Source organism: Lentisphaerota bacterium (assembly GCA_016873675.1).
In the GTDB taxonomy this organism is placed as follows: Bacteria; Verrucomicrobiota; Kiritimatiellia; order RFP12; family JAAYNR01; genus VGWG01.
The window spans coordinates 1-13,262 of record VGWG01000005.1 but is presented as its reverse complement, the minus strand read 5'-3'; the positions used below and the strand labels follow the sequence as shown (position 1 = coordinate 13,262).

Annotated in this window: 13 protein-coding genes; 7 read left to right on the top strand and 6 right to left on the bottom strand. The window is 63.3% G+C overall.

Annotation, left to right across the window (positions count from 1 at the left end):
* Positions 1-19: 19 nt before the first annotated feature.
* The 3 genes from FJ222_01395 to murA are packed head-to-tail and all read right to left on the bottom strand — an operon-like array spanning position 20 to position 2,506.
* Positions 20-259: an NUDIX hydrolase gene (locus FJ222_01395; GenBank protein MBM4163090.1), complete on the bottom strand. Its 240-nt coding sequence runs from the start codon at positions 257-259 to the stop codon at positions 20-22.
* A gap of 3 nt (positions 260-262) precedes the next feature.
* Positions 263-1,210 (bottom strand): hypothetical protein, encoded by a 948-nt coding sequence (locus FJ222_01390; GenBank protein MBM4163089.1) that lies wholly within the window; start codon positions 1,208-1,210, stop codon positions 263-265.
* A gap of 9 nt (positions 1,211-1,219) precedes the next feature.
* Entirely contained in the window at positions 1,220-2,506 is a 1,287-nt protein-coding gene (murA, locus tag FJ222_01385) for a UDP-N-acetylglucosamine 1-carboxyvinyltransferase (protein ID MBM4163088.1), read from the bottom strand.
* A 138-nt stretch (positions 2,507-2,644) separates the two neighbouring features.
* Between murA and ispH the strand changes: the two genes are divergently transcribed.
* The 4 genes from ispH to FJ222_01365 all read left to right on the top strand — a co-directional run bounded on the left by ispH (position 2,645) and on the right by FJ222_01365 (position 6,255).
* Positions 2,645-3,634 carry a 4-hydroxy-3-methylbut-2-enyl diphosphate reductase gene (gene ispH / locus FJ222_01380; GenBank protein MBM4163087.1) on the top strand — a complete coding sequence of 330 codons (990 nt, stop codon included), beginning with the start codon at positions 2,645-2,647 and terminating at the stop codon, positions 3,632-3,634.
* A gap of 82 nt (positions 3,635-3,716) precedes the next feature.
* Positions 3,717-4,007, top strand: coding sequence for a hypothetical protein (locus FJ222_01375; GenBank protein ID MBM4163086.1), 291 nt, complete (start codon positions 3,717-3,719; stop codon positions 4,005-4,007).
* Between the two features lie 40 nt (positions 4,008-4,047).
* Positions 4,048-4,989 carry a lysophospholipid acyltransferase family protein gene (locus FJ222_01370; GenBank protein ID MBM4163085.1) on the top strand — a complete coding sequence of 314 codons (942 nt, stop codon included), beginning with the start codon at positions 4,048-4,050 and terminating at the stop codon, positions 4,987-4,989.
* Between the two features lie 147 nt (positions 4,990-5,136).
* Positions 5,137-6,255 carry a hypothetical protein gene (locus tag FJ222_01365; GenBank protein ID MBM4163084.1) on the top strand — a complete coding sequence of 373 codons (1,119 nt, stop codon included), beginning with the start codon at positions 5,137-5,139 and terminating at the stop codon, positions 6,253-6,255.
* A gap of 35 nt (positions 6,256-6,290) precedes the next feature.
* On the opposite strand, the gene FJ222_01360 is transcribed toward FJ222_01365, so the two are convergent.
* Positions 6,291-6,680, bottom strand: a complete 390-nt coding sequence (locus tag FJ222_01360; GenBank protein MBM4163083.1) for a type II toxin-antitoxin system VapC family toxin — start codon at positions 6,678-6,680, stop codon at positions 6,291-6,293.
* Positions 6,677-6,934: a hypothetical protein gene (locus FJ222_01355; protein MBM4163082.1), complete on the bottom strand. Its 258-nt coding sequence runs from the start codon at positions 6,932-6,934 to the stop codon at positions 6,677-6,679. Before FJ222_01355 ends, FJ222_01360 begins: the two co-directional genes overlap by 4 nt.
* A gap of 177 nt (positions 6,935-7,111) precedes the next feature.
* Here FJ222_01355 and FJ222_01350 point away from each other — a divergent pair, with 177 nt between their 5' ends.
* From FJ222_01350 to FJ222_01340, 3 genes are all read left to right on the top strand, one after another.
* Positions 7,112-9,418: a VWA domain-containing protein gene (locus FJ222_01350; protein ID MBM4163081.1), complete on the top strand. Its 2,307-nt coding sequence runs from the start codon at positions 7,112-7,114 to the stop codon at positions 9,416-9,418.
* A gap of 342 nt (positions 9,419-9,760) precedes the next feature.
* Positions 9,761-11,311, top strand: a complete 1,551-nt coding sequence (melA, locus tag FJ222_01345) for an alpha-galactosidase (GenBank protein ID MBM4163080.1) — start codon at positions 9,761-9,763, stop codon at positions 11,309-11,311.
* Between the two features lie 5 nt (positions 11,312-11,316).
* Positions 11,317-12,432 (top strand): aldo/keto reductase, encoded by a 1,116-nt coding sequence (locus FJ222_01340; protein MBM4163079.1) that lies wholly within the window; start codon positions 11,317-11,319, stop codon positions 12,430-12,432.
* Here the strand turns inward: FJ222_01340 and efp are convergent.
* On the bottom strand, positions 12,429-12,992 hold the full coding sequence (gene efp / locus FJ222_01335; protein ID MBM4163078.1) for an elongation factor P: 564 nt from the start codon (positions 12,990-12,992) through the stop codon (positions 12,429-12,431). The two genes, FJ222_01340 and efp, sit on opposite strands and share 4 nt — an antisense overlap.
* Between the last annotated feature and the right edge of the window lie 270 nt (positions 12,993-13,262).

Here is a 13,262-nt window from a genome sequence, read left to right as displayed (position 1 = left end):
AGGGCAAACGCACTATTTTTTAGATCCCTTTAGCCTGCACGGTATAGCCGCTCTCCTCCTCCATCTCGCGGCGCGCGCAGGCCTCGGGCGCCTCGCCCGGCTCCAGACAGCCGGCCACCGCCTCCAGCAGCGTCTCGCTGACGGCGCGGCGGTATTGGCGCACCCAGACGTAGCGCCCGTCCGGCCGTTCACCGAGGACGACCGCCGCGCCCCGGTGGCGCACGATCTCGCGCGTCGAGCGGCGTCCGTCGGTCTTGATTGTCTAGCCGATCCCCAGTCGGGCGGCGGCGGCGCGGAGGGCGGGGGAGAGGTCAATTTTCGTGCGGGCGGCGGCGCAGGCGCCGTCGAAGACATGGGCGGCGCCCGCCGTCTCGATGTTTCGCACAAACCGGGCGAACTTGGAGGCGGGATCGCGCAGAGTCATGAGGATTTCGACCGATGCGCTGCCGCGGGTGACCGCCTCGCTGATCATGCCGGTCGAGTCGGCCGTCACGAACAGGGTGTGGCAGAGGGAGACGAAGGCGGGGATCGGGTTGAAGTTATTGTGTGAGAACAGGAGCTTGTAGTCAAAGGGATAGGAATCGACCAACGCCTCAACCTCGGGCGGCGTGCGGCGCGAGGTGGTGACCCATCGCTCACACCCTTCGGTAGCGGCGAATACGCGATCCAGGTGAATCTTCATGCCCCGAGCGGTCATTTCGGCCACGTCGTTGGGTCCGCCGATGATGACGCCGACGGCGGGCTTTTCCCACGTGTGTCGTTCGCGAAATGCGGCGACGCCGGCGGCATAGAACGCCGGGTTGACCGAGGTGAGGTTGACCGGCAGGGTGATGAGGTTGGGGCGCGGGCGGGGATTGTCGAAGGCGGGCGCGAGAATCACGTCGAAATCGGGTCGCCAGCCTCTGGGGTTCAGGATCGCGGCGACCGGAATCCCGAGACGGCGAGCGGTGACTTTGCCGGGATAGAAGGCCGTCGACCCAGTGCAGACCACGGCCGCGAAGGGGCCCGCAGGAAGGGGGGCCGTGAATCGATAGAGGCACGCGAGCCTCAGCCGACAGCGATCAGCCAGATAGGCCAGTGCCTTGCAGCACCTGGCGCGGTAGACGACGTCGGCAATCACGAACGGCTGGCCGAGGCTGTCACAAAACGCCTTGGACTGATTGACGTGCCCGGCCTTGCCGTCGCCGATGATGAGAATGGGTTTGTTCATGGAAAGCGATCAGTCGGACGTGCGCTCAATGGCGGCACCGAGGCTGCGCAGGGTGGCGTCGATCCGTTCATAGCCGCGATCCACGCTTTCAGCGTTGAGGATCACGGTTTCCTTGCGGGCGCAGAGGGCCGCAATCAGGAGCGCCATCCCCGCGCGGATGTCGGGGGAGACGACGCGCGTCCCTTGCAGGCGCGTCGGGCCGGTCACGACGACGCGGTGGGGGTCGCACTGCACGATGCGCGCGCCCATGCCGATGAGATGATCCACGAAATACATGCGGCTTTCAAACATCTTCTCATAAAACAGGGTCGTTCCCCGCGTCTGGGTGGCGAGGACGATCAGGACGCTCATCAGGTCCGAGGGGAAGGCCGGCCACGGGCCGTCCTCGATTTTGGGGATGGCGTCGCCGAGGTCGTAGGTGGTGCGGAGCTTCTGGTCGCCGGGGAGCTGGAGCGTCGTGCCGGTGATCGTCCAGCGGGCGCCAAAGCGATGGAAGGGGCGTTCGAGGACCTCGAAGTCGGAGGCTGAGATGCCGGTGAGAGTCAGCTCGCCGCCGGTGGCGAGGGCGGCGGCGATGTAGCTGCCAGCCTCGATGGTGTCGGAACCGATGGCGTGGGTGACGCCGTGCAGGCGGTCGACGCCGTCAATGACGAGGAGGTTGGTGCCAGCGCCGCTGATGGCGGCGCCCATGGTGTTGAGCAGGGCGCAGAGGTCCTGAACGTGCGGCTCGCAGGCGGCGTTGTAAAGCGTGGTTCGGCCCCGTGCCCGGACGGCGGCCATCAGGATGTTTTCGGTCGCGGTGACGCTGGACTCATCGAGGAGGATGCGCGCGCCGGCGAGGCCCTTGGCAGCCTTGAAGGCATAGCAGCCGTTGGCGCGGGCGCTGGCGCCGAGCTGGCGCAGTCCGTCGAGATGGGTGTCCACACGGCGGCGGCCGATCACGTCGCCGCCGGGCGGATAGATCCGCGCCGCGCCGCAGCGGGCGAGCAGCGGGCCCGCGAAGAGAATCGAGGAGCGGACCCGGCCGCACAGTGCGCGGTCGAGCGTGGTCGAACGGATCCGCCGCGCATGCAGGGTGACCGTGCGGGCGGCCTCGTCGAGGGAGACCGCAACGCCCATGGCGTCGAGGAGGTCCAGCATGGTGCGGACATCCTGAATGAGGGGCAGATTGGTGAGCGTGACCGGCTCATCCGTGAGCAGGGCGGCGGCCAGCATCGGCAACGCGGCATTTTTATTGCCGGAAACGGCGTGGGCGCCCGTGATGCGGCGTCCGCCCCGGATGGTAAAACGTGACATGGGAGTCCCAAAAAAAGAGTTCAGGGTTCGGGGTTCAGCGTACGACGATACCGCCGCGATTTCAAGCGCAAAGGTGAGAGAACTTTCTCTTCCTTGACCGGCGCGTACAACCTGCGCTACTCTCGTGGCGGTTGAACAATGGCCACACCACACAAAACCGTTGTCCTGGTCAGTCCCTGCGGTTTTTGCGCGGGCGTGCGGCATGCCGTCGAGATTGCCGAGGCGGCGTTGCGCCTGCGGCCCCTCCCCTTGTATGCGTTGAACGAGATCGTTCACAACCGCCAAGTCGTCGAATCGTTCGAGCGCCGGGGCGTTTCCTTCGTCACCACCATTGACGAGGTTCCCGAGGGGCGCGCGGTGCTCTTCAGCGCCCACGGCGTGCCGCCCGCCGTGCGCGCTGCCGCGGTCGCCCGGCGTCTGGAGGTGATCGACGCCACCTGTCCGTTCGTCCTGAAGGTCCATGTCGAGGTCCTTCGTTTTGCGCGCGAGGGGTATTCCATCGTCATCGTCGGGCATCGCACCCACGACGAGGTGATTGGCGTCGCGGGCGAGGCGCCCGACCGGGTGACGGTCGTCGAGACTGTTGCAGAGGCGGAGGCGTTCGCGCCGACGGATCCCGCGCGCGTGGCTGTGGTGACGCAGACCACGCTGAGCGCGGAGGAGGCCGGACGGATGCTCGCGGTTCTGCGTCGCCGTTTCCCCAGCCTCCGCGCACCGGCCACAGACGATATCTGTTACGCAACGACCAACCGGCAGCAGGCGGTCAAGGCGCTTGCCCGGCGGGTCGGCATGATCCTCGTCCTGGGCGCGCAAAACAGTTCCAACACCCGGCGTCTGGCCGAAGTCGCCCGCGATGCTGGCGCGGAGGCCGTGCTGGTCAGCCGCATCGAGGATATCGCCGCCGCCGGGATCGCCAACCGGATGGAAGTCGGCGTCACGGCAGGCGCATCGACGCCCGCATCCTTCATGACACAGGTTCTCGAACACCTCGCTGCAGAAGGTTTTGACCGCACCGAGCACATTGAGACCGTTTCCGAAAACATTCATTTCAATCTGCCACGCGCGCTTCTGGCGGTAGCGGACCGGCCGGCGGGGGTGAGCGCCCGCCCGCCGTTACCGATCGCTTAATAAATTCTATTGACCGTTTGTACGAAGGGTGTTTTAATTGCGCCGGTTCTATTTATTCATCCCTTTTCCGGGGGACTCGCGTATGGCCGATTTCTTGCGGATTTTGTGCAAAACAACCTGTGTCACGGCGGTTGTGCTGGGCCTGATCGGCGCGGTCTTGTTTTTTCTGCCGAAGTATCATGAGCTGAAAAACCGCGAAGCGCGCTGCGATGAGATGCAGCGCCTCATCGATGCCAAGCAGCAGGAGATCAAGCGTATCCGTGTGCGCCAACAGCGGTTGCAGACGGATCCCTCGTTTGTCGAGCAGGTGGCCCGGCAGGGCCGCCTTATCCGGCCCAACGAGATTGTCTTCGTCTACGACGCTGAGAAATAGGTGTGCAGGCTTTCGCCCAATTCCAATCGAGTCTGCCTCCATGCGACGCATCCGGTACCTGATCGAATATTTCGCCCTGCGCGCGACCGCTGGCGTATGCCGGGCGCTGCCTCACGGTGCCGCATTGGCGCTGGCTTGGGGTGTGGCCGGGGTGGGATTCCATGTCGTCCGCTTCCGCCGGGCCGAGGCGGTGCGGCGCATTGTCAGCGTGTTCGGCGGCGCGGTGACCCCCCGACAGGCTGAGTGGATCGCCTGGCGCTCGTGGCGCAACCTGTTCTTCAATGCGGCGGAAATGATGCGGGTGACCCGGATCTCGCCCGTCTGGCTGCGCCGCCACGTGGAGGGGCTGGACGAGGTCCTGATCCGCATGCAGGCGCTGATCGAGGCGCACGGCGGACTCGTCATCGCCGTCCCGCACATGGGCAACTGGGATTTGGCCGGGGTCGCCGGCAAACAGGCGGGATTTGATATCTTTTCGATCGCGGGTAAACAGAAGAATCCGCATGTCAACCGTTGGCTCAACCACATTCGTGGCTACAGCATGGACGTGCTGGAGCGCGGGTCATCGGTCCTGCGCGTCATCCTGCGCCGGCTGCAACACCGGGGGGTGTTTGCCATCCTTCCCGACGTGCGGATGCCGACGCCCGATCTTCTGGTTCCGTTTCTCGGCGCGCAGGCCAATCTGGGCCGCGGCATGGCCCAATTTGCGCGCACCGCGCATGTCCCCGTGCTGCCCGTGATCCTCAGCCGTGTCGGCTGGTTTCGCCATCGCATGGTTGCCTATTCCCCCGTTTTGGCCGATCCAACCGCTGATCGGGATGCCGACCTCCTCCGCATGACCCGGACGGTGATGGAGCATGTCGAGGCTGCCATCCGCCAAAACCCCGATCAATGGTTCTGGTACAACAAGCGCTGGGTGCTCAGGCCGCTGCCCGCCCAGCCGCTTCGATCACAGTCAGTGGGAGAACCCGGAGCCGCCTGACGAGCGAGTTCGCGCCTGCGCTTTTTAGGAATGCGTGAGGCGCCTGCAAAAGCCTTCGACGTCGGTTGGCCCCGTGCATGCTTCAGAATGGGAACTTTTTCGGGCGTGCCCACGTCTAAAGGGGTGTAAGCCTTAGGAGGGTTGCCCATGAAAATCCATTGGATCGCAACAGTCACCCTGCTTCTGACCGTGTGGATGCGGGTGTCGTCGATTCCGGTCTGCGGCGCCTATCTGGAAGATGACAGCGGCAGTCCAGTGACGCGGGATGTCGAGATTGCGCCGCCCATACACAGGCCGATGCCGCGGCCGCCGTTGCCGCCGCCCGACACCGACAACCCGTTGCGCCGGATGCTGCGTCAGGTCGAGATCGGTCGTCCCGCAGCCTACGGCCGGCTGACCGTGTTCCCGCTGGAGATCGGCGATCCGATGGGCCCGCCCGCGATCCGTTCACTGGACGAGGCGTTGAGCCAGAACTGGATCACCATTCGCGAGTATGAGGAGTCCCGCGTCTCGGCGGTGATCGTTCGCAATGAATCCCGGCAGACCGTCTTCATGATGGCTGGAGAGATTCTCGGCGGCGGCCGTCAGGACCGCATCCTTCAAAAAGACGTCCTGCTGACGCCCGGCCTGGGCGCGATCGCGGTGCCGGTCTACTGCGGCGAGCAAGATCGGTGGAAGGGGACCCGGGATTCTTTTGATCGCGCGCCTGAGATGGCCGGACAGACCCTCCGCAGACTGGCCGTTCGCGAGAATTCTCAATCGGCGATCTGGACCGAGATCGACCAGCAGATCAAGGCGGCCGGCGTGTCCGCCCCGACCCGCAGCTACCAGTCGCTCTACAACGACCCCGATGTGGGTCGACGCATTACCGATCGGGTGGAACGGTTCCGCCACATCCGCACCCGCCGCACGGTCGGGCTGGTCACCGTCGCCTCGGGCCGCGTCGTGAGCGCCGATCTGTTCGGAGACGCGGATCTGTGTGCGGCGCTGTGGGATAAGATCATGCGCTCCCACGTGGCCGACTATCCGCAGGAAGAGCATTGGCGCAAAGACCGGGAAATGGTGTATGATAACCACGCCGCTACGGTCAAGCGCTTTCTGGATGAGCTCTCCCGGACCGGGCTGTCGCGGCAGCACACGCCCGGTGCCGGCGAATCGTTCGCCATCCGGGGCCGGATGGACGGGCAGGTGCTGACGTGGAAGGGCGGCCTGGTGCATGCGGCCGTTTTTGCGGCGGGGGACTATCGGGAGATAGACCTCCGTTGAACCCCGCGCCCGTTTCTAAGGGAGGCTCGTCAGGATCACGACGGCACTCTCCCAAGCTGGTGCAGGACGTCAAAATGTCGATCACGAGAGTAGAGGATGAGATTGTGCTGTTGGACGAGTGCCGCAATCCAGATGTCATTGGTGGGGATGGGTGTGCCCTGGACCCGAAGTTGGTGAAAGATCCGGGCATAGTGGAATGTGGTCTGTTCGTCGGGAAAGAGAATGGAAACGCGATGACTATTGAGGAAGCGAGACAGGGCACTTTCGTTGCGGCGCGCCAGGGTCCCACACTCGAATCCGGCCCGCAGTTCAGCCAGTACCGTGAACGGAAGGTAAATCCGGGACGCGGCTCTCAACTGTTCGACGGCATCGTCCTTTCCTTCACAGAAGTCCCGGTAGCGGTTGGTGTCTATGGCGATTTTCATTTCCACAACTCCGGATCGGTACGGTCCATTTCTTCAAGCGCCTTGTCGCATTCGCTGTCCGGCACCCAACTCCCGATCAAATCATCCAGATCGTGGTGCATAACGGACTTGTCAGACAGGCCCAGGCCCTGGTTGAGGGCCTGCAGAGTGACGCTGTTGAGGCTGGTGCCGTACTCAACCGCAGCTTCTCGAAGACGCCGGTCGGTGCGATCCGGAACATTGCGAATCGTGTACTGAAGGGACTTTGTTTTCATGATGCATGCATGATAGGCATACGGTGCCTGCACGTCAAGCCTATTAAGAAAAATTTCGTGTAACGCGGGAACAAAAGAGCGGCCACAAACGTCTTAACAACTGCAGGCTCTCTTACAAAACCCCTCAGGGACGTTTGCAAGTCAGGAGTCAGGAGTCAGAATACGGGAGGACATATCATGAAACGCACGCTGCTGATGCTTGCTTGTTTGGGAACGCTCGGCGCCGCGCGCAGCTTTGCTGCGGGCATGCTGATCCCCAAGGACGCGTCCATCCCGCCGCTGGCCATTGAGAGCCAGCGCGTCGATATCCGCATCAAGGACGGCGTCGCCACGGCCAAGATCGAACAGGTCTTCCGCAACAGCGTCGGCCGCGACTTGGAGGCCGTCTTCATCTTCCCGCTTCCCGCGAACGCCAGCATCTCCGACTTCGCCATGATGATCAACGGCAAGCGGATGAGCGGCGAGCTTGTGGAAAAAGGCAAGGCGCGGGGGATTTATGAGGACATCGTGCGCCGCATGAAGGATCCGGGGCTGCTGGAGCACATCGGCGGCAACCTGTTCCGCATCAGCGTGTTTCCGGTTCCGGCCAACGGCCTTCAGAAAATCGAGCTGGAGTATTCGCAGACCCTGGCGTTCGATGGCGGCCTCTACACGTATGTCTATCCGCTGAAGACGGGCGAGCGGGCGTCCCGCACGCTGGCCGATTTCACGGTGTCTGTGCGCCTCAATTCCAGCCTGCCGATCAAGAGCGTCTATTCGCCGTCGCACAAGGTCGGCATCACGCGCAAAAACGACCAGGAGGCGGTCATCGGCTTCGAGGAGGATCAGGCGCTGCTCGACCGCGACTTCGTTCTCTATTACACCGTCTCCAAGAAGGAGTTCGGCCTGAACATGCTCACCCACGCGGCCACGAATGACAAGGGCTTCTTCATGATGATGCTCGCGCCGTCGATGGCCGCGCCCGGCGCGGTGATGCCGAAGGACGTCACGTTTGTCATCGACACCTCGGGGAGCATGGCCGGCAGCAAGATCGAGCAGACCCGCAAAGCCTTGGAATACGGCGTGAAGAAGCTCAACGCCGGCGACCGCTTCAATATCATCCGCTTCAGCACCGATGTCGAGCCCTTCCGCCCCGCGCTGACCGCTGTCAGCGAGACCAACCGCGCCGCGGCGCTGGCGTTCATCCAGGCGACCGAGGCCCGCGGCGGCACGGCCATTAACGACGCTCTGGCCGCCGCCCTGACCATGGATTATGATCCCATGCGCCCGGCAATCATCCTCTTCCTCACCGATGGCCGCCCCACTGTCGGCGAAACCGCCCCCGACGCCATTCTGGGCAGCCTCGGCAAGGGCAACGGCGCCAAGGCTCGCATCTTCGTGTTCGGCGCCGGCACCGACGTCAACACGCACCTGCTCGACCAGATCGCCGGACAGAACGGGGGCCTGTCGCAGTACGTCCTGCCCGACGAGGACATCGAGGTCAAGGTCTCCGCCTTGGCCGACAAGATGAGCAATCCCGTGCTGGCCCGTGTGCGCGTCGAGGTGGACACGCTCAAGACCTCGATGGTCCACCCCACCGCCCTGCCCGATTTGTTCAGCGGCGACCAGATCATCGTCTTCGGCCGCTACGAGGGCGGCGGCGACTCCGTGATCCGCCTGATCGGCGAGGTGAACGGCAAGACGCGCGAGTTCGTCTACGAAGGGACCTTCCCCCGGGCGCAGGCCGACAACACGTTCATTCCGAGGCTGTGGGCCACCCGCCGCGTCGGCTTCCTGCTCGACGAGATCCGCCTGCGCGGCGAGAATGCCGAGCTCAAGGACGAGGTCATCCGCCTCAGCCGCGAATACGGCATCATGACGCCGTACACGTCCTACCTCGTGCTGGAGAACGAGCAAGCCTATGCCCAGCATGGGATTGATCGCCACAAAGCCGAAGGCCGGGCATCCGGCGATGACAAGACCTCGGGCCAACCGTTATACGCAGCCGACCTGAAAGAGGTGTTTCTGGACGGGACCCCTGGATCGGCCGCGCCTCCGCGCTCGGTGGTGCCGCTGTTCGAGGCGCCTGCCGCAGATGCCGTCGCCATCGATGTTGAAACGCGCTCAGCGTACGAGGTCAGCGCCAGCCGCGTCCATAGCAGGGGCGGCAAGATGGGCGTGGGCGGCGGTGCATCGGCGATGCGCGAAGAATCCGGCGCGCAGGCCGTTGCCATGAGCAAGCGGATACAGGAATACAAGGAACGCGATAGCGTGCGAAATGAGGTAGCCACCGTGAAATACGTGGGCAAGAAGGTGTTCACGCTTCTGGACGGCCGCTGGATCGACAATGCCTTCAAAAAAGAGATGAAGACCGTGACCGTGACGTTCGGCAGCGCGGAGTATTTCAAACTGCTCACGGACAAGCCGGAACTGAAGGACGTTCTGGCGTTGGGATCCAAGGTCACCGTTGTCCTCGAGGACGGCACCGCATTGGTGGTGGAGTGAGCCTGGACCCTCCGCGTCACGCCGCCTGAGGGTTTGCCTGGCGCGGGGTGCGATGTGACTGCGTTGCATCGCACCCTCTCGGGCGCCTCACCCTGTTGAGGCGCTTGCGAAACCTCCTTCGTCGGTTCTGCAAGCGCCGTATTCAGAAGCCAGAATTCAGAATTCAGAATTGTAACCCTCTCACGGGCCGCGTGTTCTCATGTTCTGACTCCTGTATTCTGACTCCTGACTTCTCTCTTGCAAACACCCCGAAGGGGTTTTGCAGGGTCTGTTTTTAGATTGGCTTCCCACCCGGCAGGTGTTATTCTCAGTCTCCTTTCTTAACACACACGGGAGTTTGCAATGGCCTTGAAGATCGCTTTCATCGGTGCGGGCAGTCTGGGTTTCACGCGGACGCTGATTCATGATCTGTTGTCGGTTCCTGAATTCAGGGATGCTGAGTTCGCGTTGCACGACATCAGCGCGCGGAATCTCAAGATGATCACGCAGCTCCTGCAGCGTGACGTCCGCGCCAACACGCTTGCTGCCCGAGTGACCTCCACGACCGACCGCCGGGTTGCCGTGACCGGTGCCGATTACGTGATCAATTCCGCCCGCGTGGGCGGCACGGAGGCGTTCCAGACCGATATCGACATCCCGTTGCGGTATGGCGTTGACCAGTGCGTGGGCGACACCCTCTGCGCGGGCGGCATCATGTACGGCCAGCGCGGCATCGCCGCAATGCTCGACTGGTGTGCCGACATTCGCGAGCTGGCCAAGCCCAACGTGCTGCTGCTCAACTACGGCAACCCCAACGCGATGCTCACCTGGGCGGCCAATACCTACGGCGGCGTGCCTGCGATAGGCCTGTGCCACGGCGTGATGGGGGGCCACTGGCAAATCAGCAACGTGATCGAGCGCCTGATCAACAAAGGACGCAAGCCGGAGGACAAGCGCTACGAGAAGGTCGCCATGCGCGACGTGGATATCATCTGCGCGGGCATCAACCATCAGACGTGGTACGTGCAGGTGCTCTACAAGGGCGAGAGCTGGCTGGACCGGCTCCTGGAGGGGTTTGAAACACATCCCGAATTCAGCCGGACGGAGAAGGTGCGCATCGACATCCTCCGCCGTTTCGGCTATTACTCCACGGAATCCAACGGCCATCTTTCCGAGTACGTGGCCTGGTACCGCAAACGCCCGGCCGAGATCAAGAACTGGATCGACATGAGCTGTTGGATACACGGCGAGACCGGCGGCTACCTGCGCGTGATCAACGAGGGGCTCAATTGGTTCCAGACCGAGTTCCCCAAACTCCTGGCGGAAAAACCCTGGAGCCTGCCCGACCATTCACGGTCGCAGGAGCATGGGTCTTACATCATCGAAGGACTGGAGACGGGACGCGTGTATCGCGGCCATTTCAACGTGGTCAACGACGGCTGCATCACCAACCTCCCCGACGACTGCATCGTCGAAGTTCCGGGTTATGTGGACCGGAACGGCATCAGCATCCCCAAGGTGGGCGACTTGCCGATGGCGTGCGCGGCGATCTGCTCGCAATCGGTGGGCGTGCAGCGGCTGGCGGTCGAGGCGGCGGTCAACGGCGATGTCCCGATGCTGAAACAGGCGATGATGCTCGACCCGCTGGTCGGCGCGGTTTGCACGCCGCCGGAAATTTCACAGATGACCGACGCCATGCTGGTCGCCCAGGCGAAGTGGCTGCCGCAATATCGGTACGCGATGCCCGAGGCGAAGCGCCGCCAGAGCAAGGAGCCGAAGCTGGCCCGGTTCGGCACGGCTGGCGCCTGCCGCAAGAAGCAGGCCAGCGTCAAGACGGTCGCCAAGCGCAACGCCGCGACCGCCGACAAGCGCAAAGCTGGCAAGGCGCTGAACATCACCGAGCCGGAAGGGTGATCCGCATGGTCTATCGCACGCTCGGGAAGACGGGGTTGCGGGTGTCGCAGCTCGGATTCGGTGCCATGCGGCTGCCCATGCGGGGCGAGGGGGCTGGCGCGTTGATTGACCGCGATCTGGCGATCCCGATGATCCACCGGGCCTTTGAGGCGGGCGTGAACTACATCGACACCGCCGTCGGCTATTGCAACCAGGACAGCCAGCGGGTCGTCGGCGCCGCGCTCAAAGGGTGGCGCGACCGGATCGTCCTTTCCACCAAGAACCATTATTTTGGCGAGGACGAGAAGACGTGGTGGTCCCTGCTTGAGCAAAGCCTGGAACGGCTTGAGGTCTCCTGCATCGACATTTACAACCACCACGGGGTCAATGGGGGTTCGTATGCCGAGCATGTGGCGCCCCGCCTCTCGACGTGGATGCGCAAGGCGCAGGAACAGGGGCTGATCAAGCACATCTGCTGTTCGTTCCACGACAACAACGCCGCCCTGCTGAAGCTGGTCGCGAGCGGCTATCCCTCGGTCATCACCCTCCAGTACAACCTGCTCGACCGGCAGTTGGAGGAGGGGATCGCCGCCGCGCACGCCGCCGGCATCGGCGTGGTGGCCATGGGGCCGGTGGCTGGCGGGCGCCTGGGTGACACCAGTTCGGTGCTGGGCGGAATTGTCCCCGGCATCGAGCGCGTGCCGGAGCTGGCGTTGCGGTTTGTGCTGGCGAACCCGGGCGTCACCGTGGCGCTTTCGGGGATGGGCACGCTGCAGATGGTGGAAGAAAACGTCCGGATCTGCGCCGACCCGGTTTCGTTGTCGGCTGCAGACCAGGCAGCGATCACGACGCAATTGGAGCGGCTGAAGAAGATGGCCGACCTCTACTGCACCGGCTGCAATTATTGCATGCCGTGTCCGCAGGGCGTCGCCATTCCAAGGATTTTCGAGTGCTACAACCGCGGACGCGTCTACGATTCGTGGGCCACCGCCAAGGCTGGCTATGCCGGCATCGGCGCGGGATCGTGGGATCCGGGACGGAAGGCCGATGTCTGCGCCGACTGCGGCCTGTGCGAGCCGAAATGCCCGCAGCACATCCAGATTCGCGCGAGGCTCAAAGAGGCGGCGGCGGCGCTGGCCTAGCTTCTGACGCGGTCGGCATAGGTGCCGTCGCGGGTGTCGATGCGGATCATGTCGCCCTCGTTGACAAAGAGGGGCACGTTCAGCTCATAGCCGCCCGCGATGGTCGCCGGCTTGGTCACCTTTCCGGATGCGGTGTTGCCCCGCACGCCGGGGTCACAGGTCACCACCTTGCGCTCCACAAAGTTGGGGAGCGTCACGTCGATCGGCTGGGAGCCGAAGAACAGAACCTCGCACTCCATGTCCTCGCAGAGAAAGAAACGATTCTGACCGAGCACGTCGGTGCTGATGGTGATCTCTTCGTAATTCTCGTCGGTGAAGTAGTAGATGCCGTCCTTCGCATAGGAGAAATGCACCTGGCGCTGGCTCAGATCGGGCTTGTCAAACTTGTCGCCCGAACGGTAGCTGCGGCTCATGGTGCTGCCGCTCAGCATGTTCTTGAGCTTGCAGTTATAGATCGCCTGTCCCTTTCCGGGCTTGCTGAATTCAAAATCAGTGACGAACCACGGAGTTCCGTCAATCAGCAGTTTGATGCCTTTGCGCAGATCAGAGACGTCGTACATGCGTGCCTTCCTTTTGGGTGTAGGTAGGGGCAGAAAATACTGTTACGGCCCTCTTCTGTCAAGGAGAGATATGCGTCCCAAATCCTCGCCTAAGGAGCGTCGCCGCCGATAACCTGCGCCTACACGCGCTCCGCAGCCATGGACCAGTCGCCAGAAAAGGCCGAAAACAGGCGGTTTTTCGACAGTGAGGGGGCTTTGGGGTGGTCAGGGGGCGCAAACGGGCACGCCCTTCCGCCCGGCGCCATCCTATAGAGTGCCGGTTTCGTCGGT

Coding starts and splice junctions, on each gene's coding strand:
- FJ222_01360 (MBM4163083.1), bottom strand. CDS start 6,680: ATGAAAATCGCCATAGACACCAACCGCTACCGGGACTTCTGTGAAGGA.
- FJ222_01375 (MBM4163086.1), top strand. CDS start 3,717: ATGGCCGATTTCTTGCGGATTTTGTGCAAAACAACCTGTGTCACGGCG.
- FJ222_01370 (MBM4163085.1), top strand. CDS start 4,048: ATGCGACGCATCCGGTACCTGATCGAATATTTCGCCCTGCGCGCGACC.
- ispH (MBM4163087.1), top strand. CDS start 2,645: ATGGCCACACCACACAAAACCGTTGTCCTGGTCAGTCCCTGCGGTTTT.
- FJ222_01350 (MBM4163081.1), top strand. CDS start 7,112: ATGAAACGCACGCTGCTGATGCTTGCTTGTTTGGGAACGCTCGGCGCC.
- murA (MBM4163088.1), bottom strand. CDS start 2,506: ATGTCACGTTTTACCATCCGGGGCGGACGCCGCATCACGGGCGCCCAC.
- melA (MBM4163080.1), top strand. CDS start 9,761: ATGGCCTTGAAGATCGCTTTCATCGGTGCGGGCAGTCTGGGTTTCACG.
- FJ222_01355 (MBM4163082.1), bottom strand. CDS start 6,934: ATGAAAACAAAGTCCCTTCAGTACACGATTCGCAATGTTCCGGATCGC.
- FJ222_01390 (MBM4163089.1), bottom strand. CDS start 1,210: ATGAACAAACCCATTCTCATCATCGGCGACGGCAAGGCCGGGCACGTC.
- FJ222_01340 (MBM4163079.1), top strand. CDS start 11,317: ATGGTCTATCGCACGCTCGGGAAGACGGGGTTGCGGGTGTCGCAGCTC.
- efp (MBM4163078.1), bottom strand. CDS start 12,992: ATGTACGACGTCTCTGATCTGCGCAAAGGCATCAAACTGCTGATTGAC.
- FJ222_01365 (MBM4163084.1), top strand. CDS start 5,137: ATGAAAATCCATTGGATCGCAACAGTCACCCTGCTTCTGACCGTGTGG.